Consider the following 22,817-nt stretch of genomic DNA (forward strand, 5'->3'; position numbering starts at 1 on the left):
AACCGCTCTACGGATGACGGATATAGTCCACCAGCGCCGTCGTATAAGCATCCGGCTTGCGGTCGAAAAGGCTTACGCCGATCGCCACCAGAAAGCCCGCCGGCACGCCGAACACGCCCGAGCTGATCGGTTCGATGCCGAACCACCGCGGCCCCGCAAAGCCCGTCATCTGCGCGAAGAAGGGATAGGTCGAGACGATGTAGTAGATGCACACGAGTAGCCCCGCCAGCATGCCCGCCACCGCGCCGAGCCGCGTCGTGCGCTTCCAGAACACACCCAGCACCAGCACCGGAAACAGGCTCGACGCCGCCAGTGAAAATGCCGCGCCGACCAGAAACAGAATGTTGCCCGTGTTGAGCGAGGCCACATACGACGCAAACAGCGCCACTCCGAGCAGCAGAATCTTCGAAATGGTCACGCGCCGCTGACTCGACGCGCCCGGGTCGACCATGTGGTAATACACGTCGTGCGATAAGGCGTTCGCAATCGTCAGCAGCAAACCGTCAGCCGTCGAAAGCGCCGCGGCCAATGCGCCCGCCGCGATCAGGCCAGACATCACATACGGCAATCCCGCGATCTCCGGCGCGGCAAGCACCACCATGTCGGGCTGCATCTGAATCTCGCTCCATCGCACGATGCCGTCGCCATTGGTGTCCGCGAGCGTGATCAGGCTCGGCTCCACCTTGCGCCATTGCGTGAGCCATTGCGGCAGATCGGAAAAGTGATGACCGACGAGGTTCGTCAACATCTCGTACTTGATCAGTACCGCGAGCACCGGCACGGTCACATAAAACAGCGCGACGAAAAAGAGCGTCCAGCCGACCGAGCGTCGCGCGGACGCGACCGACGTCGTCGTGTTATAGCGCGTCAGAATATGCGGCAAGCTCGCCGTGCCAAGCGACAGGCACAGTAAAAGCGAAAGAAAGTTGCGCTCGTGCATCCGACGGTCGTCATCGCTCGCCGCGGGGAACGGCTCGTGCATCGGCAGCGGCGCGGCGGCACGCATCAGCATCTCATCTCGCTGCTGGCTCCAAACGATCTGCGCGGCGGCGGCATCGCGCGGAAACTGCTCGAGCGCTTTCTCGCGCTCCTTGATCTCGCGCAGCGGACCATTGCGGCGGCGCAGATCCGCCACCTCCTGTGTGAGCTTCAGCTTCTGCGCGACGAATGAATGCGGAAGCATGTCGAGCCGCTGCTGCATCAGCGCGGCCCGGCGGCGATAATCGTCGCGCACGGTCTGCTCGAGCGGCTCGTCGCGCACCTGCTTCTCGAGGCTCTCCATACGCTCCATCAAACGGCCGTAACTCAATTGCGGCACCCAGCCGAGCCCGTCCTTATGCGCGATCATCGAAACGGGAATCAGGATCGCCGAAATCAGAATGATGTATTGCGCAACCTGTGTCCACGTCACCGCGCGCATGCCGCCGAGAAACGAACACACGAGAATTCCCGCAAGTCCGCAGAAAATGCCCACGGCAAAGTCGACACCAATGAAGCGTGTCGCAATCAGGCCGACGCCCTGAATCTGCGCGACCAGATAAACGAACGAACAGAGAATCGCCGACAACGCCGCGAGGCCGCGCACCGCATTGCTCGAAAAACGTGTGCCGAGGAAATCGGGAATCGTGTAGCGCGCGAGCTTGCGCACGTATGGCGCGAGCAAAAACGCAACGAGGCAATAGCCGCCCGTCCAGCCCATCAGATAGGCCAGGCCGTCGTAGCCGGTTGCGTAGATGGACCCGGCGAGGCCGATGAACGAAGCCGCCGAAAGCCAGTCCGCCGCCGTCGCCATGCCATTGAACGCGGACGGCACGCGCCGTCCCGCTACGTAGTATTCGACGAGATCCGACGTGCGCGACAGCAAGCCGATCACCGCGTACACGGCAATCGGCACGAACAGGAACACGTAGCCGATCCACATGCCCGGCCCGGTCGTGCGCTCGATGCGCCACATCACATAGATGAACAGCAGGAAGCCAAGCGTGTAAAACGCATATGAGCGAACCAGCCTGTTCGTCAGCTTCATCGGATCAGGTTCCCGCGCACGCCTGCTTCAGTGGCATCGGCGGCAGTCGGGCTTGGGGTCACACCTGCGCCTGAAGCGGCACCGGTGTCGGCAGCAGTGTGAGCGTCGGCCTCGAACGCGCGTTGCAAGTGGCGGTCGGCACGCTGCATGGACACGATATACACCACGATCAGCGCGAGATACATCAGGATCGCGCCCTGTGCGCCGAAGTAAAACGGCAATCTGAAACCGGCAAAACGCAGATGCGCGAGAGCCGGTGCCGCGAGCGGCAACAGGAACGATACGGCGAAGCCCACCGACATCAACGCCGCGATGAGCGCGAGATTGAAGCGCCAGTACTTCTGATGTGCGCGAGCGAGCGCCGCCGACACCGCCGGCGGTTCGGGCGCGGGGTTCTGAGTAGCGTGAGAAGAGTGGTGAGGCGCGGCCATGCGCCTATGTATCAAAAAGGCACCGCGCAGGCAATCGGGATTGTCCGCCCGAGCGCTGATCAGGCATCCGGCGAGGAGCGCATCGTCCGATACGCTCCTGCCTTTTCACCTGTAACGTGCAGGCAGGCGCATGCTTTTTAAAGCGACTCGCCGAGCTGATCGAGGATCGCCGGGTTCTCTAGCGTCGATACGTCTTGCGTGATTTCCTCGCCCTTTGCAAGCGAACGCAACAGACGGCGCATGATCTTGCCTGAACGCGTCTTCGGCAGATTCTCGCCGAAGCGGATGTCCTTCGGCTTCGCGATCGGACCGATTTCCTTGCCGACCCAGTTGCGCAATTCGTTGGCAAGCTTGACCGCCTCCTCGCCTTCCGGACGCGCGCGCTTCAACACGACGAACGCGCATACCGCCTCGCCGGTTGTTGCATCCGGCCGGCCGACCACGGCGGCCTCCGCGACGATCGGGTTCGACACCAGCGCCGATTCGATCTCCATCGTGCCTAGACGGTGACCCGACACATTGAGCACATCGTCGATACGGCCCATGATCGTGAAGTAGCCGGTGTCCTTGTCGCGCACCGCGCCGTCGCCGGCGAGATACAGCTTGCCGCCGAGTTCCTCGGGGAAATAGCTCTTCTTGTAACGGTCCGGATCGCCCCACACGTTACGCAACATGGAAGGCCAAGGCCGCTTCACCACCAGAATGCCGCCCTGCCCGTTCGGCACGTCCTGGCCGGTTTCGTCGACGACCGCCGCCATGATGCCCGGCAACGGCAGCGTGCACGAGCCCGGCACGAGCGGCGTTGCGCCCGGTAGCGGCGTGATCATGTGGCCGCCGGTTTCCGTTTGCCACCACGTATCGACAATCGGGCAGCGCCCGCCGCCGACGTTCTCGTAATACCACACCCACGCTTCCGGATTGATCGGCTCGCCGACCGTACCGATGATGCGCAGCGTCGACAGGTCGTAGCTCTTGGGATGCACTTTCGCATCGGCTTCCGCGGCCTTGATCAGCGAGCGGATCGCAGTCGGCGCCGTATAGAACAGCGTGACCTTGTGCTTCGCGATCATGTCCCAGAAGCGGCCGGCGTTCGGATAGGTCGGCACACCTTCGAACACGACCTGGGTTCCGCCGAGCGTCAGCGGACCATAAGTGATGTAGCTGTGACCCGTGATCCAGCCGATGTCCGCGGTACACCAGAACACGTCGCTGGACTTCCAGTCGAAGGTCCATTTCATGGTCTGCGCGGCCCACAGCAGATAGCCGCCCGTGCTGTGCTGAACGCCCTTCGGCTTGCCCGTCGAACCCGATGTATAGAGAATGAAAAGCGGATGCTCGGCACCGACCCACTCGGGCGCGCATTGATCCGACTCGGCTTGCGAGATCTCATGCATCCACAGATCGCGGCTTTCGTTCCACGCAATCTTGCCGCCGGTGCGCTGGTAGACGATCACGCTCTTGACGGCTTCGCAGCCGCCCATTGCGAGCGCTTCGTCGGCGATGTTCTTCAACGGCAGCGCCTTGCCGCCGCGCATCTGTTCGTCGGACGTGACGAGTGCGACTGCGCCCACGTCGACGAGCCGTTCGTTGAGCGACTTCGACGAGAAGCCGCCGAACACCACCGAGTGCGTCGCACCGATCCGCGCGCATGCCTGCATCGCGACAATGCCTTCGATCGACATGGGCATATAGATCACCACGCGGTCGCCCTTCTTCACGCCGCGCGTTTTCAGCGCGTTCGCAAAGCGCGACACACGTTGCAGCAGATCCTGATACGTGACGTTGGTGACGGTGCCGTCGTCGGCTTCGAAAATGATCGCGACGCGCTCGCCGTTGCCCGCTTCCACGTGACGGTCGATGCTGTTGTACGACGCATTCAGCTGGCCGTCCTCGAACCACGTGTAGAACGGCGCTTTCGATTCGTCGAGCACCTTCGTGAAGGGCTTGTTCCAGCTTAGCGTCTCGCGAGCGAGGCGCCCCCAGAAGCCTTCGTAATCTCGTTCCGCCTCGGCGGTCAGCGCATGGTAAGCGTCCATGCCGGAGATCGTGGCACCGGCCGCTGCTTCGGCGGAGGGCGGGAAAACACGGCGTTCCTGAAGAACCGATTCAATCGCAGACATCGACAACCCCTTGGTGAAGATGAAACGTAAAACCTGTGCCGGCGCACCGTTCGCGCGCCGTGTCATGTGGACGCCGCAATCAGACACGATTGCAGGCGCGTGTCTCCCGCCTCACGCATTGACATTGTGATGTCGCGCTGCGCCGCGGACCGTTTCCGTCAGCCTGCTTCATGCCGCAACGCAACATAAACGCAGGCGGGACGACGTCCGCTCTCGTGTTCAACCATAAGCGGTGCAACTTACCGGCCACTTACGCGAGCGGCATCGGTTTGCCCGCACAAACCCTAACGCGATTCGTACGAGGCTGCGTTGCGAGCCCTAATACAATGCTAACTGAACTAGCTGCCCGGATTCCAGTTTGAATCGCTACGCCCTGCTCCTTATCGGTTCGATGCTGCTCGTCGGCAGCAATGTCGGCATCGGTAAATCGATTGTCCAATTCGTTCCCGTTGCGCTGTTCGCGCTGCTGCGCTTCGTGATCGCTATGGCCGTGCTGTGGCCGCTTTTGCGCATCGCGAAACTGCGTCACGTAAAGCGCGATGAATGGCTCAATCTGTTTCTGCAGGCGCTCTTCGGCACCTTCGGGTTTACGCTACTCATGCTCAATGGCGTGCAGCGCACGAGTGCGGTGGCGGCGGGCGTCATCACGAGCACCATTCCGGCTGTCGTCGCGCTGCTGTCGTGGCTTATTCTCAAGGAGCGTCCCAATGGACGCGCGCTTGCATCGATTGCATTGGCCATTGCGGGCGTGGTGGTCATCAATCTCGCGCATGTCGATGGGGGCGCGCACGGCGAGACTTCGTTCACGGGCAACCTGATGGTGCTCGGCGCAGTGTGCTGCGAGTCGCTCTACATCATCCTGTCGCGGCGCCTCACGCAAACGCTCGCACCTATCGACATCTGTGCATACACGCATCTGTTTGGCCTGCTGTTGATGCTGCCGTTCGGCGCGACAGCGCTCGTCGATTTCGACTATCGCGCGGTGCCGCCTGGCGTGTGGACGCTGGTGCTGTGGTATGGACTATCCGCAAGCATCTTTTCCTTTTGGCTCTGGATGAAAGGCATCCGGCATGTGCCCGGCAGTCTTGCGGGCGTATTCAGCGCCGTGCTGCCGGTTGCCGCGGCCATCTACGGCATTGCGTTTCTCGGCGAGCGTCCGACGCTTGCGCACGGCGTCGCGCTTGCGTGCGTGATTGCGGGCATTGGACTCGCGAGTCTGAAAGTGAAGCGCGTACCGCCGGTTGCATCCTAAGCGTTGGACCTCGACCGTGCCCGCCGCGCCGCAGCAAATTCGCCCAACGCTGTACAATAGCGCGCGCTGATGCCAGCGTTGCCGGGCCGCTGCCGGCCCAGAATGGGCTCGCCTCGCGCCCGTACCGCGCCTTGCGCACTTCGCTTTCCGTGCCGATCCGCGCGCGTGATTCGCACGCTGTCGGGCTCATTTGCTCCACGTTCCGTCACCTGCGTTCGATCCGATTTCTGTCTATGTCCGCTTCGCGAATCAATTCCCCGCGCCAACGCCGACCCATGCGCCCGCTGCCCGTCGTCATCTTCATGAGCCGCTGGCTGCAGGTGCCGCTGTATCTCGGGTTGATCGTCGCGCAGGCCGTGTACGTCGTGCTGTTCCTGAAGGAAGTCTGGCATCTCGTCACAGCGTCAATGACGCTCGACGAAACCAACATCATGCTGGTCGTGCTCGGTCTGATCGACGTGGTCATGATTTCGAACCTGCTGATCATGGTGATCATCGGCGGGTATGAAACGTTCGTGTCGCGCCTCGGTGTGGAAGGCCATCCCGACGAGCCGGAATGGCTCGACCACGTGAACGCCGGCGTGCTGAAAGTGAAGCTCGCCATGGCGCTCATCAGCATCTCGTCGATCCATCTGCTGAAAACGTTTATCAGCCCGGACCAGAACTCGACGCACACCATCATGTGGCAGGTCATCATCCACGTCGCGTTCCTCGTCTCGGCACTGATCATGGCCCTGGTCGACCGGCTGACCACGCACACGCATCCGACTCATTTTCAGGAACCCGCGGATCTGCAGCCGCTGGGTTCCAGCGGTTCCACTCCCCTGAAAGCGCACGACTGACCGCACAGCCTGCGAACAGAAAAAAGCGCTACCGTCCCCACCGAGCTTAGCCATGACCGTCATCAAACAGGAAGATCTGATTCAGAGCATTGCTGATTCGTTGCAATACATCAGCTACTACCATCCGCTCGACTACATCCAGGCCCTGGGCCGCGCGTACGAACTCGAACAGAGCCCGGCCGCGAAAGATGCGATTGCGCAGATTCTCACCAACAGCCGCATGTGCGCCGAAGGCAAGCGTCCGATCTGTCAGGACACGGGCATCGTCACAGTGTTCGTGAAGGTCGGCATGGACGTGCGTTGGGACGGTGCGACGATGGGCGTCACCGACATGATCAACGAAGGCGTGCGCCGCGGTTACCTGAACCCGGACAATGTGCTGCGCGCGTCGATCGTGAGCCCGCCCGAAGGTGCGCGCAAGAACACGAAAGACAACACGCCGGCCGTGATTCACTACGAGATCGTGCCGGGCGATAAGGTCGACGTGCAAGTCGCGGCCAAGGGCGGCGGCTCGGAAAACAAGTCGAAGTTCGCGATGCTGAATCCGTCGGACTCCATCGTCGACTGGATTCTTAAGACGGTGCCGACCATGGGCGCGGGTTGGTGCCCGCCGGGCATGCTCGGCATCGGCATCGGCGGCACGGCTGAGAAAGCCATGGTGATGGCGAAAGAATCGCTGATGGACCCGATCGACATTCAGGACGTAATCGCACGCGGCCCGAAAGACTGGATCGAGGAACTGCGCGTCGAACTGCACGAGAAGGTCAATGCGCTCGGCATCGGCGCGCAAGGCCTGGGCGGCCTCGCCACGGTGCTCGACGTGAAGATCATGGCCGCCCCGACGCACGCCGCGTCCAAGCCGGTTGCGATCATCCCGAACTGTGCGGCCACGCGTCACGCGCACTTCACGCTCGACGGCTCGGGCGTCGCCAAGCTCGAAGCGCCGTCGCTCGATGCATGGCCGAAGGTGCAATGGGAGCCGAACACGGAGACGAGCAAGCGCGTCGATCTGAACACGCTGACTCCGGAAGAAGTCGCTTCGTGGAAGCCGGGCCAGACGCTGCTGCTGTCGGGCAAGATGCTGACGGGCCGCGACGCCGCGCACAAGCGCATCGCGGACATGCTGGCCAAGGGAGAGAAGCTGCCGGTCGACTTCACGAACCGCGTGATCTACTACGTGGGTCCGGTCGATCCGGTGCGCGACGAAGCGGTCGGCCCTGCAGGCCCGACCACCGCAACCCGCATGGACAAGTTCACCGAGACCATGCTGTCGCAAACGGGTCTCATCTCGATGATCGGCAAGGCCGAGCGCGGACCGGTCGCGATCGAGGCAATCAGGAAGCACAAGGCCGCGTATCTGATGGCCGTGGGCGGCGCGGCTTACCTGGTGTCGAAGGCGATCCGCAGCGCAAAGGTGCTCGCATTCGAAGACCTCGGCATGGAAGCGATTTACGAGTTCGACGTGCAGGACATGCCGGTCACAGTGGCAGTCGATTCGAGCGGCACCTCGGTGCACCAGACCGGCCCGAAGGAATGGCAGGCAAAGATCGGCAAGATTCCCGTCGCAACCGTCTGATTCGCCGCCGACGCGCATAGCGTGTCTTGAGAAGCCGGGGCCACGGTCCCGGCTTTTTTCATGGATGCCCCGCATTACGCGCATGCCAGGACCGACGTCGAAAGATGTTCTGTTCTCTTGGCTTTTTAAGGCATGGCGTTTATTGTTGTTGGAAAATTGAAGTCCCCCGAAAAAGGAAAGATCATGCAAGGCGACAAGAAAGTTATCGAGTACCTCAACGCGCAGTTGAAAAACGAGCTGACCGCGATCAACCAGTATTTCCTGCACGCGCGGATGTATAAGCATTGGGGCCTCGAGAAACTCGGCAAGCATGAATACGATGAGTCGATCGGCGAAATGAAGCATGCCGACTGGCTGATCGAACGCGTTTTCATGCTCGACGGTCTGCCGAACCTGCAAGATCTGCACAAACTGCTGATCGGCGAGGAAACGAAAGAAATTCTCGAATGCGATTTGAAGCTGGAGCAGATCTCGCAGAGCACCTGCAAGGAAGCCATTGCGTATTGCGAATCGGTTCGCGATTTCATCTCGCGTGAAATCTTCGTGAAGATTCTCGACGACACAGAAGAGCACATCGACTGGCTCGAAACGCAACTCGACCTGATCGACAAGGTCGGCATTCAGAACTACCAGCAAACCGCCATGGGCTCGGTGGAGTCCTGATCGGATCGCGCGGGTCCGCTGGGCACGCTCAAGCGCTGGCGCAGGTCCCGGCTCATACGGGATAGCATGCGCCGCGTTGGCGATATACTTGCTCGCTTCGCTTTTTCCCTGCTTTTCCTGAACGCCGTGCCGGCCGCCCCGATCGCTTATGCCCGAACAATCGTCGTCTCTGAACGCATCAATTGGCTCCCTGAGCGCGGATTCGCGGGCGCCCGTCGGCATTTTCGACTCGGGCCTCGGCGGGCTGTCGGTGTTGCGAGCGGTTCGGGCGCAGTTGCCTGACGAGGCGTTGCTCTACGTCGCCGATTCGCTTTATGCGCCGTATGGCGAGCGCGACGACGACTTCATCGCCGACCGCACGCTGGCTATTGGCGAGTGGCTCGTCAAACAGGGCGCGAAAGCGCTCGTCGTGGCCTGCAATACGGCGACCGCGCAGTCCATCGCGCTGGTTCGCGAGAAACTGTCCATTCCGCTCGTCGGTGTCGAGCCGGGCATCAAGCCCGCCGCGCTGCAATCGAAAACGCGAGTCGCCGGCGTGCTCGCCACGCAAGTCACGTTGCGCAGCGCGCGCTTTCAGGCGCTGCTGGAACGCTACGCCGCGGATTGCCGCTTTCTGTGCCAGCCCGGTCACGGGCTCGTGCAGGCGGTCGAGCGCTGCGACGTCGGTTCAGCGGAATTGCGCGCGCTCCTGCGCGGCTATCTTCAGCCGATGCTGGACGCGGGCGCCGACACGCTGGTGCTTGGCTGCACGCACTATCCATTTTTCGATGCCGCGATTCGCGACATCGTCGGCGACCGGCTCGCGCTTATCGACACCAGCGTGGCTATTGCCCGCCAGCTGGAGCGCGTGCTCGAACAACACGGCGTGCGCGCAGCGCCTCACACGGCGGACGCCGCGCTGCCGCGCTTCTATTCCACCGGCGACGGCACGCATCTGCGGCAACTTGTCGCCACGCTGCTGGAAATCGACGCGCAGGTCGAGCGCGTACTCATTCCTTCGCGCCGTACCGCACCGTCCTCGCAACCTGCCTGAAAGCCTCTCCGGGCGCCCGTTCCAGAGACTTTCTGGCGGCTTTATGCCTGCCTTGAATGCGTGTTCGCCGAGCCCGGACGCACCTCCCTAGCCATCGTCCGCATAGACGAAACCCTTCTAAGAGTCTGGTTTTGTTACAAAAAACCGCGTAGGACGCTTGCCAAACGGCTCAAACATAATGATAATAATTCGCATTAACGTTAGCTATGACGCCCTGCCATGATTGTCTGTGTCTGCAAGTCTGTTTCTGACCGAAAGATCCGTGCCTCGATCGCGGAAGGCGTCGATTCGTTCGACGAGCTGCAATTCGAGCTCGGCGTTGCGTCCTGCTGCGGCAAGTGCGCGGATTCGGTGCGCGACGTGATGATGCAAAGCGGCGTGTGCGCAAGCCGCTGCGGCTTCGAGCACCAACCGCAAGCTGTGCCCATGATGTTTTACGAGCGCAAGGCGGCGTAACGTACCGTTCGAAACCTGGCGCGAGGACGTGAGGCACGTCTGAGTGCCTGCTCCGTATCGTTAGCCGTTGCTCCCTGTTTTCTGGTGCCGATTCAACGCTTTTCAGTTAATCGCACTGCCGTCAGCAAGCCAGTATCCCTGCCAGCCAGCTACCCGCTCACCCATTAATGGAGTTCGAGATGGAATTGCTGATTGGTTTCGTGACCACAATGTGTATTTCGCTGGTGATCTTCCGAACATGACGATGTTTTGTCAGCCGCGCTCCCTCGACAGCGCGCCGCCACGCTAACATGCAGGCTTCGCATACCGCTTTAGCCGGTGCCGCACCGGCTTCGTCCCCCCGAATGAATTCCCGCGTCCTGACGGCGACCGCCATGGTAGCGGCGGTTCACGTCGCGCTGCTGGCCGTCGTCCTGACGCTGCGTCACGATCCGGTCGAGGCAACCATCGAGTCGCGCGTGATGACTGCGCAGTTGCTGCCGCCGGCGCCGGTTGCCGCGCCGGTCGCGATGCAATCGGTCGCGCCGCCCCCGCCCACGCCGGCGCCGCCGGTTCGCAGCAAGCCGAAGGTGCAGCCCAAGCCGACGCCGACGAAGCCAACGCCAGCGCCGCTGCACGAGGCGCCCGCGCCGTCGCCAACGCCCGTAGCGGCCGCCGAACCGACGCCGGCCGCACCGCCCGCTCCGGCGGCGCCCCCGGCACCGGCTGCTCCGGCAATCGGCCGTCAGACAATGGAAATCACCGCGCCGAAAAACGTCTCGCACCTCGACTGCAACATTGCGAAGCCGGACTACCCGGCCCTCTCGCGCCGCCGCGGGGAAAGCGGCACCGCGTACGTCAAGTTCGTGGTGGGCCTGACCGGCAAGCTCGAGAACATCGAGTTGAAGAAAAGCAGCGGCTTCAGCCGGCTCGACGACGCCGCGCTAGCCGCCGCGCATTCGAGCGCATGCAAACCCTATCTCGAAGACGGCCAACCCGTTCGGGCCGCGTACACCCAGCCTTACAACTTCAATCTCGAAGATTGAAGCGGATTTCAAAAAAAGGAATTGCAATGCAAAACTACGGATTGGCGCACGTGTGGGCGCAAGGGGATCTCGTCACGCGCGGCATCGCGCTCGCGCTGCTGGTGATGTCGGTGATGTCGTGGAGCGTGATCGTCATCAAAGGCTGGAACGTGATGCGTTTGAACCGCCTCACGAAGAACGCCGAGCAGGCATTCTGGCATTCCGACGATCTCGCTGACGGTGTGAAAAAGCTTGGCGCCGGATCGTCGACGCCCCATGACAATCCGTTCCTCGCGCTCGCGCTGTCGGGCCAGGAGGCGGCCGATCATCATCACCAGACGCAGCCGCATCTGCACGACCGCATGGACGTGTCCGATTGGGTCACGCGCTGTTTGAAGGACACGATGGACGAAAGCGTTGCGCGCATGCAGAGCGGACTCGCAATTCTCGCGTCGATCGGCAGCACGGCGCCGTTCGTGGGTCTCTTCGGCACGGTGTGGGGCATTTATCACGCGCTGCTGGCAATCGGCGCGAGCGGCCAGTCATCGATCGACCAGGTGGCGGGCCCGGTCGGCGAAGCGCTGATCATGACCGCATTCGGTCTCTTCGTTGCAATTCCGGCCGTGCTGGGCTACAACGCACTGACGCGTGCCAACAAGGCGATCGTCGCCAAGCTGAGCCGTTTCGCGCATGGCTTGCACGCATTCTTCGTGACGGGCGCACGCCTGTCGTCGTCCAAGCGCGGCGACGGCCTGCGTCTCGCGACTCGCGCCAACTGAAGCGCCAACTGAACGACGAGGCATACAGATGGCAATGAGCCCCTTCGCCGGCGACGATGACGACGGCCTGATGAACGAAATCAACATGACGCCGCTCGTCGACGTGATGTTGGTTCTCCTGATCGTTTTCATGGTGACGATTCCGGTGATCCGTCATGCGGTGAAAATCGATCTGCCGCATGCAAGCAGTCAGAAGGAAGACACCAAGCCTGCTCAGGTCACGGTCGCAGTCGACGCTGACGGTAACGTGTTGTGGAACGACAAGAAAGTGGACGAGGCCGAACTGAGCGCGAAAATTGCAGAGGCCGCGCAGGCGAATCCGCAACCCGAATTGCATCTCGATGCAGATCGTAAAGTGCCTTACGAAAAGGTCGCGCAGGTAATGTCTGCAGCGCAGGCCGGTGGCCTGACGAAAATCGGTTTCGTCACGCAGCCTAAAGGCAAGTGACCTCGCCGGATTCGGTGGGGCGCAGCACCCGGAAGTGAAGAAAAGCCCATGAAACAGGGGCTGAAAAGTAAAAGGCCTTCATCAAACGATGAAGGCCTTTTTTTGTGCGCGCTTGGCGCCTTCGGGCGGCGGGATCATTTGCCATCAGCCGAAGACTGTTGGCTCGAATCACCGCATGCGACAGCCGTGCTCGACACGGACAGCGCGGTCAGCCCTATCAGGCCGGCTACGATAGCGGCCATGAGTTTTCGCATAAGAGACTCCTTAGCGAAGGGATTTCAATATAGCCCCATGAGCTCGCGCACACAAGCAAATGGCCATTGAAAGTACTCATGACAGCCCGCGCTTCAATGCTAAAAACGATGCCCCGAAGCTCGCGATCCGCTAGGACGCGATAGCGGCCGCCGCACGCACGGGTACGGGCTGCTGGCGCGTTTCGGACGCCGGGCATTCGCCCATGATGTGCTTGCCTTCATCGGGATCGAGCATCTCGACCAGATAGTCGACGAAAGCGCGCACGGCCGGCACCATTCCCTGACGCGACACGAAAACGGCGTACAACTGCGGCATAGGAAAAGTCCAGCCAGGCATCACCGGCGACAACTGGCCCGCGCGCAACGAGGCGCCGTACATCATCTCCGGCAACGCAGCGATACCTACCCCACGGAGTACGGCCTCGCGAATCGTCAACAGATCGGCGGTGACGAGACGCGGCTCGTGTTCATGTACGTGACGCGTGCCGTCCGGCGCGATCAGGTTGTAGACGTGCCGTCCGTCGCCCGTGGGTACATCGAGCGTTTCGAAGCGCGACAGATCTCCCGGTTGCAGCGGCGGCGCATTCTGCTGCAACAGACTCGGCGCGCCGACCAGCATCTGCTGCGTACGCCATAGAGGACGCACGACAATATTGGCGTTTTCCGGAGGATCGGAGCGCACGCGCAATGCGACGTCAATCGAATCTTCGAACAGATCGACCACGCGGTTGGTCACGCGCATGACGACGCGCACTTCCGGATAGCGATGCATGAATTCCGGCAGGATGGTCGACAGTATTGTCTGCGAAATCGTGACCGGCACGCTGACGCGCACCGTACCGCGCGGCGACGAACGCAGTTGCTGCACGACATTCACGGCGGCCTGCGCCTCGCTCAACATCGCCTGGCAATGCTGGTAGAAAAGTTGGCCCGCCTCTGTGAGCGCGAGCTTGCGTGTCGAGCGCTGCAACAGCCTCACGCCGAGCGACGCTTCGAGCTCCGTCAAGCGGCGCGACAGCCGCGACTTGGAGATACCCAGCACGCGTTCGGCGGCGGAGAAACCGCCATGTTCGACGACCTGCGAGAAATACATCAGGTCGTTCAGATTGTGTGAATCGATCTTCATCTCATCGTTCCAGTAATAGAACAATCCATTGCGTGACGGCGGCTGGCACCCGAAAAAACGGTCCCTATAATAGCTCCATGTTTCAAAAATAACGCTATTCCCCATTTTTCGAGGTGACATTGATGACCGCGACACGCACGATCGAACGCACTTATCCTGCCGTTCGCACGACCGAAGGTGGCGGTTTCGTCGTCCACCGCCCGTTTCCCACGCGCATGCTGATGGACTTCGATCCGTTCCTGCTGCTCGACGAAATGGGACCGGTCGACTACGCGCCCGGCGAGGCCAAAGGCGCGCCCGACCATCCGCATCGCGGATTCGAAACGGTCACCTATGTGCTCGAAGGCCAGTTCGGCCACAAGGATTCGGCGGGCCACTCCGGCACCCTGCATGCCGGCGACGTGCAATGGATGACCGCGGGCGCGGGCGTCGTGCATAGCGAGATGCCCGACCCGTCGTTTGTGCGGACAGGCGGACGCGTGCATGGCTTGCAACTGTGGGTGAATCTGCCGCGCCGCGACAAGATGATCGCGCCGCGTTATCAGGAGATGCCGTCGTCGGCAATTCCGGTGGCGACCTCGGCCGACGGCAAAGTTCGCGTGAAGGTGATCGCCGGCGAGGCGCTCGGTGTGAAAGCCGCTGTTGAAACACGCACGCCGATTCTGTACCAGCACTTTTCGTTGCAACCCGGCGCGACGATCCGGCAGCCGGTGCCCGCTGACTATCGCGTATTTGCATACGGCCTGTCGGGCAAGGGCTTTTACGGCGAAGGCGACGCACGCCAGGAAATCGATCCGCGCAAGATGGTGGTGTTCAACAACGACGGCGACTCGATTACGCTCACGGCCGGCGCCGAGCCGCTCGAGGTACTGCTGCTCGGCGGCGTGCCGTTGAAGGAACCCGTTGTGCGCTATGGTCCGTTCGTCATGAATACAGAAGACGAAATCCGCCAGGCGGTCGTCGATTATCAGGCCGGCCGTATGGGTTCGATCACCCACTGAGCAACTTGCCGTGCGCGCGCGCCGGGGCGCAGATATTTGCCAAACCGGCGCGCGATGCCAGGTTGCCGCCTCCCGCGAACCCGCGCGCACTCGCGGCGCAAATGCCGCCGACTTCGTTCACAATAGCAATTCCTGCCGCGCCCTCGTCTTGACGCCGTCGAGCCGCCGCGCGCGGCGTTTTCCGTCCTGCTCAGGAGCCCGCATGGCAGAAGCCACCGTCACCGCGCATATCGGTTCGACAAATTACCAGGTCCGTCTCGACGACGGCAAGCACACGTGGCTCGCCGACGAACCCGAATCGCTCGGCGGCGGCGATCGCGGCCCCACTCCGGTTTCGCTGCTGCTGTCGAGCCTCGGCGCATGCACGTCGGTCACGCTCAAGATGTACGCGCAGCGCAAGGACTGGCCGCTCGAAGAGGTGCATGTGACCCTCGGTATCGAACAGAGCGACGAGGGCTCGACCATCGACCGCAAAATCACGCTGCTCGGCGAGTTGTCCGATGAACAGCGGGAACGTCTCTTGCAAATTGCCAATGCATGCCCAGTTCACAAGATTCTCACGCGCTCCATCACGATCCGATCGGGTCTGACTGTCGCGTGACGCTGCGAACGGCCCGGCACGCGCGCGAAGCTGTCCGGGCCGCGTTACTGCAACGCTTGCAACGCTTTCATAGGATGCCGTCGTCTTGAATTTCGAACACCTTATCCAGATCAACGACCCGTTGAATCCGTTTGTCGACTCCATGACCCGCGAGCAGTTGTGGGAAGGCCTCGTGCTGCGCGCCGAACAGCCGCAACTGTTCGTGATCGGACTCGACAGCTGCACGATCCTCTCGCGCGAAGGCAATACGATCGAGCGGGAACTGCACTATGGCCAGGCCACCGTGCGCGATCGCGTGACGCTCCATGAGAGCCAGGCCGTGCGCTACGACATCCTGCCGACAGCGGACTATGTCGGCGGCTCGCTGACGATGACGATCGAACAGCCGGATGAACTGCAACTGTTCCTGCGCTTCGAATACGCGACCACGCTGCCCGTTTCCGACGACCAGGACGCCGTGCAGACGCAGGAGATCGTCAAGTCGGCTTACCGCGAGAACGACATCGATACGGTGCGGCTGATTCGTCAGTATGTGCAGGCGAAACAGGAGCCGGGCTCGCTGCATTGAGCGGCCTGCCTCTGGTCTACCATCCCCGCCGCCGCCCGGGTGAATCACCTGTCCGGGGCGGCGCCGGACCGCGCTGCGCAACACCCTGCGCATTCTCCCCTGCTCCGCCTTTCGTCTCGATCTCGCTGCGCCTATCGAAAGTCTCAACCGATGAATTTCTGCCTCTTGTAAATAGGAATGGTTATCATTTAGAATTCATCCATCGAATCAAACAACAGCGAAGACGAATGACCGATACCACTCGCACCAGCACGCTCAGCCTGCGCCGCCCGGCCGCTGCGTTGACCAGCCGTCCGAAGGCTTCCGCAGCGACGGCAACGGCCGCCGCCAAGCCTGCTGCCGAGCGTGCGAACGGTTCCGGCGAAACGGCCGAACGGGTGGTGCGTAGCGACGCTTTGCTGCAAGGACATAGTCACATCAGCATTTTGCATAACGGGGAAACGTATCAACTGCGCGCCACCCGTTTGGGCAAGCTGATCCTGACCAAGTAACGACGAACGAGATTTCAGTACCGGGTATTGTGGGGACCACCTCCCAGAGAGGTGTTAGGCATTAGCCAGCCACGACGGCTTGCACGTGAGAACTAGACCCCTTCGTGCAGACACCAAGCCAGCCGTCGCAGCCAGCCAGGCCGCTTTTTTGGTTCCCGCCCATGCGGACACGAGCTACCGTGTACCGTCATGCCAATGAAAAAGCCGTGTAGACGATGCCGCGATGTCGCGAGATCGTCTACACGGCTTCTGTTTTTTGTGTCGGGCGGCTTAGGCACGCGAGTGCCCAGCAGAGTAGTCGCCCGATCCCGCCTACTTCGAGGCCCAGCCCCAGAACATCAGCCACCAGGCGCTGTCGACCACGGCGAGCGCAGCGGCAAACCAGAGCATGGCGAGGCCGCGTTGAACGAAGCGCTCGCTGTAGCGCCGCGTGACGAGCCACGCGAGCCATGCGCTCCACAGATTGGCGATCGCCAGAATCGCGATGCGCAGGTCCGATGCCCACCACAGCGGCACATGCTCGGCGCGCAACAGCGACAACGTGGTGGCCGACAAACCAAGGAACACGCCCGCACCTGCAATCGGAATCAGCCCTTGCGTCAGGTGATGCAGACGCACGGCGCTAAAGCGCCCGAGCATGCGCGTCGCGCCCGTCATCAGAACGAGCAGCGCAGTGCCGTAGACGAGCGCCGTCGCGAGGATGTAGCCGATCACCATCGTGCCGTCGAGCCACGAGAACACGTCGTTCTGTTCCGGGTAATGCGTGAACAGGAACCACGGCGCGTTCGTATCGAGCGGCCATGTGATGTCGTGATCGACGAGCCACGTGGCGAAGAACATCTTCAGGTCGACGAACCAGCGCGAAGCCGTCCAGTGGAATGCGCCAATTGCAATACCGAGCAGGCCGTACAGGATCAGCGCGGTGTCCCACACATTCGCCTGCTTGTCGCCGAGCTGCACGACTTCCGACGACGGCGCGCGCCACGTGAGCGCAATCGCGTCGCGGTGGCCGCTGCAACGGCCGCACATATGGCAGTCGGACGCGCCCTTCATATTGCGCAACGGCACGAGCGGCGCGCAATTGATCGGAATCACGCGATGCCCGTGTTCGCCGTTCTTGTACGAGCGGCGCCATGCATCTTCATCGACTTTGTAGTGGAACGGCGCGAGGCGCGCCAGAAGCGAAAAAACCCCGTTGACGGGGCACAGGTATTTGCACCAGACGCGCTTCTCTCGCCCGTACAGCAGACCGATGACGATGGCCGCCAACGTCGAGCCGCCGAGCACCAGCAGCACCGCTTTCGGGTACTGATAGACGCTCACCATCTGACCGTAGATGGTCGTAATGCCGAACGCGACGAAAGGCCAGCCGCCCCAGCGCATCCAGTGCGGAATCGCTTTGCCGCGACCATGCTTGCTGGCGAATTCCGCGAGCGCGCCTTCGGGACACAGCACGCCGCACCAGACGCGGCCGAGCATGACCATCGACAGCAGAACGAACGGCCACCAGATGCCCCAGAACACGAATTGGGCCGCAAGCGTCAGGTTGTTCCACAAATGCGCGCTGTCGTCCGGCAACGGCATCACAGCCGGAACGAGGATCAGCAACGCGTACACCGTGACCACGACCCATTGGATGCCGCGGATTGCGGAACCGTGACGCTGCATCCACTGCCCGGCCGCGGCGAGACGCCCCGGGCGGGTCATGACGGTACTCATGCTGCACGCCCTGCCGCTTGTTGCGCCGGCTTGCGGTTGGCACGGCGCAGCAGCAGATAGACGACCGCCCAGTACACCGCGTACGCAATCAGATTCATCAGCGCGGGATGCGCGCGATAACCGGTGAGCGTCGCGACGAGCGAGCCGAAGGTGCTCGAATCATCGAGCACAGCCGACGTGTTCCACATCTGGTCGACGATGGTCGGCAGGAATTCCTTGTCGATCAGCTTATCGACGCCCGTTTGAAAGAGCCCCGCGCCGAGGAACAGCAGCATGATTTCCGTCACGCGGAAAAAGAGCCGCCACGAGAAGAACTTGCCGCCCAACTGCAGAACGTAGAACGTGAGCAATGCGAGACCGAGGCCGATCACGACCGCGAGCATCTGGTTGGTGTCCACGTGACCGGACTGACCGAAGCCGAGGCCGTACAGGAAAATCACGGTCTCGCTGCCTTCGCGCGCGATCGCGAGAGCCACGAGCAGCGCCACGCCCCACCAGTTGGAGTCGCGCTGGCTTTGTTGCAGCGAGCGTTCCATGTCGCGTTTCAGCGAGCGGCCGTGCTGCTTCATCCACAGAACCATTTGCACGATCAGCACGCAGGCAACCAGCACCATCGCGGTCTGGAAATAATCCTGCGCGTCGCCGGAGAGCACCTCGGTGAAGCCGACGAGTGCTGCGCCGAGCGCCACCGCTGCGATCAGGCCAACCACGACGCCGCCCCACAGGTACGGCAGACCGCGGCGCGCATCGTCGTCGCCATTTTTCAGCCACGCGTACAGGATGCCGACGACCAGCAATGCCTCGACACTTTCCCGCCACACGATGAATAGAATCTGACCCATCAAGGACTCCCTTCTGCTCTGCAACTGCTCTTGCGAGCGCAGCGGCCCTAAGCCTTCGCGCCCGCCTCAAAAACCACCGCTACTTCGCGACGATCACGCCCTGCGCCTGCTGGTGGAAATCGTCGAAAAACTTGTACTCGCCGGGTTCCAGCGGAGCGATCACGACGAAAGAATCCGCGCCCGGCGCGAGGACTTTTTCCTTACGCAACTGGACGCTTTCGAACTCGGCGGCGCCCTTGCCGGTATTACGCACCTCGATCTTGATACGCTGCCCCGCCGGCACTTCGATGCGGGCCGGATTCAGCTTGCCGTCGTTCATTTCGAGCTTGAACGTGGGCAGATCGGCTGCATGCGCCGCGCCCGCCAGCAAAATCGACGAGGCAAGCACAGCGATCTTTCGGTTGATTCTCATTGGCGTTTCCAGAAAACGCGGCGCGAGGCGTGGAGTCCGCGCGCCGCCTGCTGCATTCATTCACCTGTCACAGCGTGCTCGCATACTGCCAGGTGACGAGTTGCGACGATCGTGGAGATCAGTACCCGCCCTTCTTGCCGATGCCGGCGAACGTAAAGTCGTATTCAAGCGTGATCGGCTTGAACCACGGACCCACGCCGGTTTCCTTGTCGACGTGGCGACCAAACGCCATGTGGCCGGTTTGCATCGGCGCTTCGACGATCATCTTCAGGTGATACTTGCCAGGGCCTTGCAGCTTCACGTTGTCGCCGTAGTGCGGGCCGTCGTTGGCGACCATCGCCATCATGTCGCCCTTCTGCGTCTCTTTCGAACCGGCTTTAGTCAGTTCGTAGCGCACTTGCAGATACGGCATCCAGTCGCCTTCCGCGAAGCCTGTCGGATTGTTCTTGACTGCGTGGATGTCCGCTTCGAGGTGGATGTCCGAATCCGACGCCTTGCGCATCATGCCTTCCGGCTCCATCGTGATCGGCTGCAGATACACCGCGCCAATTTCCATGCCGCCCTGAATCTGCTGCTTGCCGATCGGATATTCGGCGGCCGTTGCCGAGAGAGCCGCCATCGCCGCAGCCGTGGCAATGCCGCCACGCACAAATGAAGAAATCCGCATTGAAACTCCTTGTTTTTATCAGACTCGATTTGATCCCATTGGAACAGTGCGTCGGGCGACGAACCGAAGCAGATCGCATAATTGAACGTTAATGCGAACCATTCTCAATATTGGTCGAGTTTATCATCTCTCGCCTGCTGGAACAAATACGGACGCACGCCGAGCCTTATGCCAGCAGGGGCTTAAGGATGTCTTAAGAAACAGGGTGTGGGCGTAAAGCGGCGGGCAGTTTCCTGCGGGCAATTCCCTTTACGGTCTTGCCCGCGTACCGGCAAAAAGAAGCGCGGCACATTGCCGCGCCCTTTGCGCCGGAACCACGCTGCATCTTCGCTGCATGGTCCTGCCGATTTAGTCGACGCCCGAGACGTGGTCGCCGACATTCGCCCCGAACACGCGCTGACGCAGCAACGCCAACTGGTCGCGCGTTTGCGCGGCCTTCTCGAACTCGAGGTTTTTCGCGTGCTCCATCATCTGTTTTTCGAGGCGCTTGAGCTCCTTGGCCAGCTGCTTTTCGGACATGTCCTCGAATTTCGCGCGCGTCTGCTGTTCCTTCAGCTCGGCGCGGGCGTCGTCGACGTTGTACACGCCGTCGATAATGTCGCGGATACGCTTTACCACGCCGCGCGGCGTAATACCGCGTTCGAGGTTGAACGCAATCTGCTTGGCGCGCCGCCGCTCGGTCTCGTCAATGGCGCGGCGCATTGAATCCGTCACCTTGTCCGCATACAGAATGGCCTTGCCGTTCACGTTGCGCGCCGCCCGGCCGATGGTCTGAATCAGCGAGCGCTCGGCGCGCAGAAAGCCTTCCTTGTCCGCGTCGAGAATCGCGACGAGCGACACTTCGGGAATATCCAGACCTTCGCGCAGCAGGTTGATACCGACGAGCACGTCGAAAGTGCCGAGCCGCAAGTCGCGGATGATCTCGACGCGCTCCACCGTGTCGATGTCGCTATGCAGATAGCGCACCTTGACGCCATGGTCGCTGAGAAACTCCGTCAATTGCTCGGCCATGCGCTTGGTCAGTACGGTCACCAGCACGCGATCGCCCGCCTTGACGCGCTCGTTGATTTCGGCGAGCACGTCGTCGACCTGGCTGCGCGCGGGCCGCACCTCGATTTCCGGATCGACGAGGCCGGTCGGACGCACGAGCTGCTCCGCAACCTGACCCGAGGTCTTCTTTTCGTAATCTGCCGGTGTAGCCGACACGAACACGACCTGGCGCATCTTGCGCTCGAACTCGTTGAATTTCAGCGGCCGGTTGTCGAGCGCGGAAGGCAGACGGAACCCATAGTCCACCAGGTTTTCCTTGCGCGCCCGGTCGCCGTTGTACATCCCGTTCAACTGGCCGATCAGCACGTGCGATTCGTCGAGCAGCATGATGGCGTCCGACGGCAGGTAATCGACCAGCGTGGGCGGCGGCTCGCCGGGCGCCGCGCCCGAAAAGTGCCGCGAATAATTCTCGATGCCCTTGCAGAAACCGAGCTCCTGCAGCATCTCCAGGTCGAAACGGGTGCGCTGTTCGAGCCGTTGTGCTTCGACCAGCTTGCCTTCGCTATAGAAGAATTCCAGCCGCTCGCGCAGTTCGGCCTTGATGGTTTCGACCGCGCGCACGACGGTGTCGCGCGGCGTCACGTAATGCGACGACGGATAGACGGTGAAACGCGGAATTTTCTGACGCACCCGTCCGGTGAGCGGGTCGAAGAGTTGCAACGTTTCGACTTCGTCGTCGAATAATTCCACGCGCACCGCCATTTCCGCGTGTTCGGCCGGGAAGATGTCGATGGTATCGCCTCGGACGCGGAACGAGCCGCGCTGGAAGTCCGCCTCGTTGCGGTTGTACTGCATCGCGATGAGCCGCGCGATGATGTCGCGCTGGCCGAGCTTGTCGCCCGTGCGCAGCGTGAGAATCATCTGGTGGTATTCGGACGGATTACCGATGCCGTAAATAGCCGATACGGTCGCGACAATCACCACGTCGCGCCGCTCCATCAGGCTTTTCGTGGCCGACAGGCGCATCTGCTCGATATGTTCGTTGATCGACGAGTCTTTCTCGATGAACAGGTCGCGCTGCGGCACGTAGGCTTCCGGCTGATAGTAGTCGTAGTACGAAACGAAGTACTCGACCGCATTGCGCGGAAAGAACTCGCGGAATTCCGAGTAAAGCTGCGCAGCGAGCGTCTTGTTCGGCGCGAACACGATGGCCGGACGGCCGAGCCGCGCGATCGTGTTGGCCATCGTGAAGGTCTTGCCCGACCCCGTCACGCCGAGCAGCGTCTGGAACGAGAGGCCGTCCTCGACGCCTTCGACGAGCGTCTCGATCGCCGTTGGCTGGTCGCCGGCGGGCGGATAGGGCTGATAAAGCTGGAACGGCGAGCCTTCGAAGCGGACGAATCGGGATTCGTCGAGCGCGTCGTCGACTTCGGTCAAATGTTGTTCGGACATGGGGGCGGCAGCGGCCTTGGGCAAAAAACTATTCTAACGGGTTGCATCGAGATGGACCGGCGAC

General features: G+C 61.7%; 22 protein-coding genes. 13 read left to right on the top strand and 9 right to left on the bottom strand.

Annotated elements, in window-relative coordinates; all coding sequences use genetic code 11:
- Positions 1–7: 7 nt before the first annotated feature.
- The 3 genes from H281_RS0125470 to acs form a co-directional block, all read right to left on the bottom strand.
- Complete coding sequence (locus tag H281_RS0125470) at positions 8–2,026, bottom strand: sodium:solute symporter family protein (RefSeq protein WP_020069963.1); 2,019 nt, start codon at positions 2,024–2,026, stop codon at positions 8–10.
- Positions 2,023–2,457, bottom strand: a complete 435-nt coding sequence (locus H281_RS0125475; RefSeq protein ID WP_051121043.1) for a DUF4212 domain-containing protein — start codon at positions 2,455–2,457, stop codon at positions 2,023–2,025. The genes H281_RS0125470 and H281_RS0125475 overlap by 4 nt, the downstream gene beginning before the upstream one ends.
- 137 nt (positions 2,458–2,594) lie before the next feature.
- Positions 2,595–4,577, bottom strand: a complete 1,983-nt coding sequence (acs, locus tag H281_RS0125480) for an acetate--CoA ligase (protein ID WP_027804943.1) — start codon at positions 4,575–4,577, stop codon at positions 2,595–2,597.
- A gap of 358 nt (positions 4,578–4,935) precedes the next feature.
- Here acs and H281_RS0125485 point away from each other — a divergent pair, with 358 nt between their 5' ends.
- The 9 genes from H281_RS0125485 to H281_RS0125525 all read left to right on the top strand — a co-directional run bounded on the left by H281_RS0125485 (position 4,936) and on the right by H281_RS0125525 (position 12,630).
- Positions 4,936–5,829, top strand: a complete 894-nt coding sequence (locus H281_RS0125485; RefSeq protein WP_020069966.1) for a DMT family transporter — start codon at positions 4,936–4,938, stop codon at positions 5,827–5,829.
- A 275-nt stretch (positions 5,830–6,104) separates the two neighbouring features.
- A complete protein-coding gene (locus H281_RS0125490; protein ID WP_020069967.1) occupies positions 6,105–6,671 on the top strand; it encodes a TIGR00645 family protein in 567 nt (188 codons plus the stop codon).
- A 52-nt stretch (positions 6,672–6,723) separates the two neighbouring features.
- The gene (locus H281_RS0125495) at positions 6,724–8,247 is read left to right on the top strand and encodes a fumarate hydratase (RefSeq protein WP_020069968.1); all 1,524 of its coding nucleotides are present in this window, start codon (positions 6,724–6,726) and stop codon (positions 8,245–8,247) included.
- Positions 8,248–8,430: 183 nt separating this feature from the next.
- A complete protein-coding gene (bfr, locus tag H281_RS0125500) occupies positions 8,431–8,910 on the top strand; it encodes a bacterioferritin (protein ID WP_020069969.1) in 480 nt (159 codons plus the stop codon).
- 148 nt (positions 8,911–9,058) lie between these two features.
- A complete protein-coding gene (gene murI / locus H281_RS0125505) occupies positions 9,059–9,943 on the top strand; it encodes a glutamate racemase (RefSeq protein WP_020069970.1) in 885 nt (294 codons plus the stop codon).
- 219 nt (positions 9,944–10,162) lie between these two features.
- Positions 10,163–10,399 carry a (2Fe-2S)-binding protein gene (locus tag H281_RS0125510; protein WP_020069971.1) on the top strand — a complete coding sequence of 79 codons (237 nt, stop codon included), beginning with the start codon at positions 10,163–10,165 and terminating at the stop codon, positions 10,397–10,399.
- A 290-nt stretch (positions 10,400–10,689) separates the two neighbouring features.
- Positions 10,690–11,424 (top strand): energy transducer TonB, encoded by a 735-nt coding sequence (locus H281_RS0125515; RefSeq protein WP_027804944.1) that lies wholly within the window; start codon positions 10,690–10,692, stop codon positions 11,422–11,424.
- 26 nt (positions 11,425–11,450) lie between these two features.
- Positions 11,451–12,182 carry a MotA/TolQ/ExbB proton channel family protein gene (locus H281_RS0125520; protein ID WP_020069973.1) on the top strand — a complete coding sequence of 244 codons (732 nt, stop codon included), beginning with the start codon at positions 11,451–11,453 and terminating at the stop codon, positions 12,180–12,182.
- 28 nt (positions 12,183–12,210) lie between these two features.
- Positions 12,211–12,630 (top strand): ExbD/TolR family protein, encoded by a 420-nt coding sequence (locus H281_RS0125525; RefSeq protein ID WP_020069974.1) that lies wholly within the window; start codon positions 12,211–12,213, stop codon positions 12,628–12,630.
- Positions 12,631–13,014: 384 nt separating this feature from the next.
- Here H281_RS0125525 and H281_RS0125530 read toward each other — a convergent pair whose 3' ends face one another.
- Positions 13,015–14,010: a LysR family transcriptional regulator gene (locus H281_RS0125530; RefSeq protein WP_020069975.1), complete on the bottom strand. Its 996-nt coding sequence runs from the start codon at positions 14,008–14,010 to the stop codon at positions 13,015–13,017.
- A gap of 122 nt (positions 14,011–14,132) precedes the next feature.
- Here H281_RS0125530 and H281_RS0125535 point away from each other — a divergent pair, with 122 nt between their 5' ends.
- From H281_RS0125535 to hemP, 4 genes are all read left to right on the top strand, one after another.
- On the top strand, positions 14,133–15,011 hold the full coding sequence (locus H281_RS0125535; protein WP_020069976.1) for a pirin family protein: 879 nt from the start codon (positions 14,133–14,135) through the stop codon (positions 15,009–15,011).
- Between the two features lie 202 nt (positions 15,012–15,213).
- The gene (locus tag H281_RS0125545) at positions 15,214–15,612 is read left to right on the top strand and encodes an OsmC family protein (RefSeq protein ID WP_020069978.1); all 399 of its coding nucleotides are present in this window, start codon (positions 15,214–15,216) and stop codon (positions 15,610–15,612) included.
- Between the two features lie 85 nt (positions 15,613–15,697).
- On the top strand, positions 15,698–16,180 hold the full coding sequence (locus H281_RS0125550; RefSeq protein ID WP_020069979.1) for an SRPBCC family protein: 483 nt from the start codon (positions 15,698–15,700) through the stop codon (positions 16,178–16,180).
- A 227-nt stretch (positions 16,181–16,407) separates the two neighbouring features.
- Complete coding sequence (gene hemP, locus H281_RS0125555) at positions 16,408–16,671, top strand: hemin uptake protein HemP (protein WP_020069980.1); 264 nt, start codon at positions 16,408–16,410, stop codon at positions 16,669–16,671.
- A gap of 312 nt (positions 16,672–16,983) precedes the next feature.
- Here hemP and H281_RS0125560 read toward each other — a convergent pair whose 3' ends face one another.
- The 5 genes from H281_RS0125560 to uvrB all read right to left on the bottom strand — a co-directional run bounded on the left by H281_RS0125560 (position 16,984) and on the right by uvrB (position 22,753).
- A complete protein-coding gene (locus tag H281_RS0125560) occupies positions 16,984–18,390 on the bottom strand; it encodes a 4Fe-4S binding protein (RefSeq protein ID WP_027804945.1) in 1,407 nt (468 codons plus the stop codon).
- The gene (locus tag H281_RS0125565; RefSeq protein WP_020069982.1) at positions 18,387–19,232 is read right to left on the bottom strand and encodes an FTR1 family iron permease; all 846 of its coding nucleotides are present in this window, start codon (positions 19,230–19,232) and stop codon (positions 18,387–18,389) included. Before H281_RS0125565 ends, H281_RS0125560 begins: the two co-directional genes overlap by 4 nt.
- A gap of 79 nt (positions 19,233–19,311) precedes the next feature.
- Entirely contained in the window at positions 19,312–19,644 is a 333-nt protein-coding gene (locus H281_RS0125570; RefSeq protein ID WP_020069983.1) for a cupredoxin domain-containing protein, read from the bottom strand.
- Between the two features lie 118 nt (positions 19,645–19,762).
- Positions 19,763–20,311: an iron transporter gene (locus H281_RS0125575; RefSeq protein ID WP_020069984.1), complete on the bottom strand. Its 549-nt coding sequence runs from the start codon at positions 20,309–20,311 to the stop codon at positions 19,763–19,765.
- Positions 20,312–20,659: 348 nt separating this feature from the next.
- On the bottom strand, positions 20,660–22,753 hold the full coding sequence (gene uvrB / locus H281_RS0125580) for an excinuclease ABC subunit UvrB (RefSeq protein WP_020069985.1): 2,094 nt from the start codon (positions 22,751–22,753) through the stop codon (positions 20,660–20,662).
- Positions 22,754–22,817: the final 64 nt, after the last annotated feature.

This window comes from Paraburkholderia caledonica (assembly GCF_000383275.1).
GTDB classification, from domain to species: Bacteria; Pseudomonadota; Gammaproteobacteria; order Burkholderiales; family Burkholderiaceae; genus Paraburkholderia; species Paraburkholderia caledonica.

What these genes read in the sequence shown, in the direction of transcription:
- H281_RS0125525 (WP_020069974.1), top strand. Translation starts at nt 12,211, where the DNA reads ATGGCAATGAGCCCCTTCGCCGGCGACGATGACGACGGCCTGATGAAC.
- H281_RS0125515 (WP_027804944.1), top strand. Translation starts at nt 10,690, where the DNA reads ATGCAGGCTTCGCATACCGCTTTAGCCGGTGCCGCACCGGCTTCGTCC.
- H281_RS0125545 (WP_020069978.1), top strand. Translation starts at nt 15,214, where the DNA reads ATGGCAGAAGCCACCGTCACCGCGCATATCGGTTCGACAAATTACCAG.
- uvrB (WP_020069985.1), bottom strand. Translation starts at nt 22,753, where the DNA reads ATGTCCGAACAACATTTGACCGAAGTCGACGACGCGCTCGACGAATCC.
- H281_RS0125535 (WP_020069976.1), top strand. Translation starts at nt 14,133, where the DNA reads ATGACCGCGACACGCACGATCGAACGCACTTATCCTGCCGTTCGCACG.
- H281_RS0125530 (WP_020069975.1), bottom strand. Translation starts at nt 14,010, where the DNA reads ATGAAGATCGATTCACACAATCTGAACGACCTGATGTATTTCTCGCAG.
- H281_RS0125575 (WP_020069984.1), bottom strand. Translation starts at nt 20,311, where the DNA reads ATGCGGATTTCTTCATTTGTGCGTGGCGGCATTGCCACGGCTGCGGCG.
- H281_RS0125490 (WP_020069967.1), top strand. Translation starts at nt 6,105, where the DNA reads ATGCGCCCGCTGCCCGTCGTCATCTTCATGAGCCGCTGGCTGCAGGTG.
- H281_RS0125565 (WP_020069982.1), bottom strand. Translation starts at nt 19,232, where the DNA reads ATGGGTCAGATTCTATTCATCGTGTGGCGGGAAAGTGTCGAGGCATTG.
- bfr (WP_020069969.1), top strand. Translation starts at nt 8,431, where the DNA reads ATGCAAGGCGACAAGAAAGTTATCGAGTACCTCAACGCGCAGTTGAAA.
- H281_RS0125475 (WP_051121043.1), bottom strand. Translation starts at nt 2,457, where the DNA reads ATGGCCGCGCCTCACCACTCTTCTCACGCTACTCAGAACCCCGCGCCC.
- H281_RS0125520 (WP_020069973.1), top strand. Translation starts at nt 11,451, where the DNA reads ATGCAAAACTACGGATTGGCGCACGTGTGGGCGCAAGGGGATCTCGTC.
- H281_RS0125560 (WP_027804945.1), bottom strand. Translation starts at nt 18,390, where the DNA reads ATGAGTACCGTCATGACCCGCCCGGGGCGTCTCGCCGCGGCCGGGCAG.
- hemP (WP_020069980.1), top strand. Translation starts at nt 16,408, where the DNA reads ATGACCGATACCACTCGCACCAGCACGCTCAGCCTGCGCCGCCCGGCC.
- H281_RS0125510 (WP_020069971.1), top strand. Translation starts at nt 10,163, where the DNA reads ATGATTGTCTGTGTCTGCAAGTCTGTTTCTGACCGAAAGATCCGTGCC.
- acs (WP_027804943.1), bottom strand. Translation starts at nt 4,577, where the DNA reads ATGTCTGCGATTGAATCGGTTCTTCAGGAACGCCGTGTTTTCCCGCCC.
- H281_RS0125570 (WP_020069983.1), bottom strand. Translation starts at nt 19,644, where the DNA reads ATGAGAATCAACCGAAAGATCGCTGTGCTTGCCTCGTCGATTTTGCTG.
- H281_RS0125495 (WP_020069968.1), top strand. Translation starts at nt 6,724, where the DNA reads ATGACCGTCATCAAACAGGAAGATCTGATTCAGAGCATTGCTGATTCG.
- murI (WP_020069970.1), top strand. Translation starts at nt 9,059, where the DNA reads ATGCCCGAACAATCGTCGTCTCTGAACGCATCAATTGGCTCCCTGAGC.
- H281_RS0125470 (WP_020069963.1), bottom strand. Translation starts at nt 2,026, where the DNA reads ATGAAGCTGACGAACAGGCTGGTTCGCTCATATGCGTTTTACACGCTT.